The organism is Acidovorax delafieldii 2AN (genome assembly GCF_000175235.1).
GTDB lineage: Bacteria > Pseudomonadota > Gammaproteobacteria > Burkholderiales > Burkholderiaceae_C > Acidovorax > Acidovorax delafieldii_B.
Map to the genome: position 1 here is coordinate 1 of NZ_ACQT01000439.1, position 1,837 is coordinate 1,837.

Consider the following 1,837-nt stretch of genomic DNA (forward strand, 5'->3'; position numbering starts at 1 on the left):
TCGACAGCCAACCCAGCGACGCGGCCACCTGCCACAGCGCAACGAGCCCCACGGGCACCAGCCAGGGCAACAGGCGCTGCCCCACCGCGCCGGCAAAGCGCAGCGCGCCCTGCGGCAACGCCAGCAGTCCCGGGGCATCGACGGCGTCGGGCACCGGAGAAATCTGCAGTTCACGAAGGCTGTTGCTCATGTGGCGTACCCCTCTTCTGTATCGGGTTCCAGAAATTCCAGCTGGTTGCCCGCCGGGTCCTTGACATAAAAGCGCAGGTAGCCGGGGAGCGCCCGGTTCTCCACCAGCGCCAGTTCGGCCTGCTGCAAACGGCCACGCAGTGCAGGCAGGTCGTCCACCTCGAAGGCGAGGTGGGACACCGCCGGCGCGGCCTGCCAGCTCTCGGTGGGAACAAGGTCGATGCGCTGCGGGCCTGCGGCAAAGCGCAGCGTGCTGCCCGCTGCCTGGTGCACCTCGTGCAACCCCAACAGGTGGCTGTAGAAGTGGCGGATCTGGCCTTCGGCGCCGGCCGGAAAAGCCAGCTGCACGTGGTTGATGGAATGGATGCCCATGGATGTGCTCCGGTGCCTTGCGGCCATCAGCTTTGCGACGCCCGCGGCACGTACTGGTTGCCCACGGTTTCACCGAAAGGCCCCAGGGGCGAGCCACCGGCGAGCTTGTCGCGCACCTGGACGGGCAGCAGCGGAAACACCAGCTCGGCGAAGCGGTAGGCCTCCTCGAGGTGGGGGTAGCCCGAGAGCACGAAGGTGTCGATGCCCAGCGCGGCGTATTCCTCGATGCGGGCCGCCACCGTCTGCGGATCGCCCACCAGGGCCGTGCCCGCGCCACCGCGCACCAGGCCCACGCCGGCCCAGAGGTTGGGGCTGATCTCCAGGTCAGCGCGCGTGCGCTTGCTGCCGCCGGCGTGCAGCGCGGCCATGCGGCGCTGGCCCTCGGAATCCATGCGGGCAAACACCGCCTGCGCCTGCACCACGGTGTCGTCGCTCACGCGGCTGATCAGCTCTTGCGCCGCCTGCCAGGCCTGGGCGTCGGTTTCGCGCACGATCACATGCAGGCGGATGCCGAACTTCACCGTGCGGCCATGGCGGGCAGCCTTGGCGCGCACATCGGCAATCTTTTTGGCGACCTCGGCGGGCGGCTCGCCCCAGGTGAGGTAGGCCTCGGTCTGCTCGGCCGCCAGTTCGTGCGCGGCCGGCGACGAGCCGCCGAAGTACACGGGCGGGTGCGGCTTCTGCACGGGCGGAAACAGCAGCTTGGCGCCCTTCACCGCAAGGTGCTTGCCCTCGTAATCAAGGCTTTCGCCGCTGTGGCTGCGCGCCAGGATTTCGCGCCAGATGCGGATGAACTCGCTCGACTGTTCGTAGCGCGTGGCATGGTCGAGAAACACGCCGTCGCCTTCCAGCTCGGCCTGGTCGCCGCCCGTCACCAGGTTGATGAGCAGGCGCCCGCCCGAGAGGCGGTCAAACGTGGCCGCCATACGCGCGGCCAGCGCTGGCTGGTGCAGGCCGGGGCGCACGGCCACGAGAAACTTCAGGCGGCGTGTGACGGCGATCAGGCTGGACGCCACCACCCAGGGGTCTTCGCACGAGCGGCCCGTGGGAATCAGCACGCCTTCGTAGCCCAGGCTGTCGGCGGCGATGGCCACCTGTTGCAGGTACTCATGGCTGAGCTGGCGCGCGCCTTCGGCGGTGCCCAGATAGCGGCTGTCGCCGTGGGTGGGAATGAACCAGAAAATCTGCATGGTGTGCTCCGTGAGGGGGAGGGATAAAAACGATGAGCGGGTTGCCTGAAAAAAACGAAAGCCGTTGCGCGCCCGCAGGCAAGGCC

At 68.5% G+C, this 1,837-nt stretch carries 2 protein-coding genes and 1 pseudogene; all 3 read right to left on the minus strand.

Translation table 11 applies throughout. From position 1 onward, the window contains the following. Positions 1–190: pseudogene (locus ACDELDRAFT_RS25475) on the minus strand (ABC transporter permease); the annotation flags it as partial. Next, positions 187–561, minus strand: coding sequence for a VOC family protein (locus ACDELDRAFT_RS21985; RefSeq protein WP_005800835.1), 375 nt, complete (start codon positions 559–561; stop codon positions 187–189). The pseudogene ACDELDRAFT_RS25475 and the gene ACDELDRAFT_RS21985, both read right to left, overlap by 4 nt. A gap of 26 nt (positions 562–587) precedes the next feature. Continuing rightward, positions 588–1,751, minus strand: coding sequence for an FMNH2-dependent alkanesulfonate monooxygenase (gene ssuD / locus ACDELDRAFT_RS21990; RefSeq protein ID WP_005800836.1), 1,164 nt, complete (start codon positions 1,749–1,751; stop codon positions 588–590). Positions 1,752–1,837 lie beyond the last annotated feature (86 nt).

What these genes read in the sequence shown, in the direction of transcription:
- ssuD (WP_005800836.1), bottom strand. Translation starts at nt 1,751, where the DNA reads ATGCAGATTTTCTGGTTCATTCCCACCCACGGCGACAGCCGCTATCTG.
- ACDELDRAFT_RS21985 (WP_005800835.1), bottom strand. Translation starts at nt 561, where the DNA reads ATGGGCATCCATTCCATCAACCACGTGCAGCTGGCTTTTCCGGCCGGC.